Below are 582 nucleotides of genomic sequence, written 5' to 3' on the forward strand. Positions count from 1 at the left end.
GTCGAGCCGCCGCTCGTCGCGCCGCCTGCGCCCTCGCCCGCCAGCGACCCGAAGCCGCCACCCGAACCCTGCGGCAGCCGCAGCCAGTCGAACCAGCCTTTGCGCTGCCTCGCACGCGGCTCGGGGCGCTGTTCCGCTGACGGCTGAGTCCAGTCCGCCTGCGTCCAGTCCGCTTTGGAAACCTCCGCGACTGGCGGCAACGACGCCATGATTCTCGCGCGCAACTCGTCCGGCGCGCGATGATAGGAAGCCGAACGCACTGCGCCCTTCATCGCCCGCACCATCTCGCTTTCCCTCCTGCAGGCATCGCAGCCTTCGATATGACGCTGCACGTCGCGCGATTGCGGCGGCGTGAGTTCGTGGTCCGCATTCGCATCGAGAAGCGGCCTTGCTTCGTTACAGTCCATCTGGCGCCTCCTGTGCGAGTCCGCCCGGCAACGCGCCGGGAGCGTGCGGCATCCAGCCGCCCTGGGTTCTGCCTTTGCCGTCCTGCATTGCGCCGCCCGATGGCGGATCGCCCGATGCGGTGCCGCCGCGCGACGGACGCCCCGGACACTGCCGCGCCGCCGCGCGCGTGGCGGG

General features: G+C 71.1%; 1 protein-coding gene and 1 pseudogene. Both read right to left on the reverse strand.

All coding sequences use genetic code 11. From position 1 onward, the window contains the following. On the reverse strand, positions 1–407 hold a 407-nt coding region (locus tag H3V53_RS43320; protein ID WP_336603057.1), incomplete at its 3' end, for an anti-sigma factor family protein. Then, positions 397–582 (reverse strand): annotated as a pseudogene (locus H3V53_RS43325) (RNA polymerase sigma factor); the annotation flags it as partial. The pseudogene H3V53_RS43325 and the gene H3V53_RS43320, both read right to left, overlap by 11 nt.

The organism is Paraburkholderia bengalensis (genome assembly GCF_037126505.1).
Taxonomy (GTDB): Bacteria; Pseudomonadota; Gammaproteobacteria; order Burkholderiales; family Burkholderiaceae; genus Paraburkholderia; species Paraburkholderia bengalensis.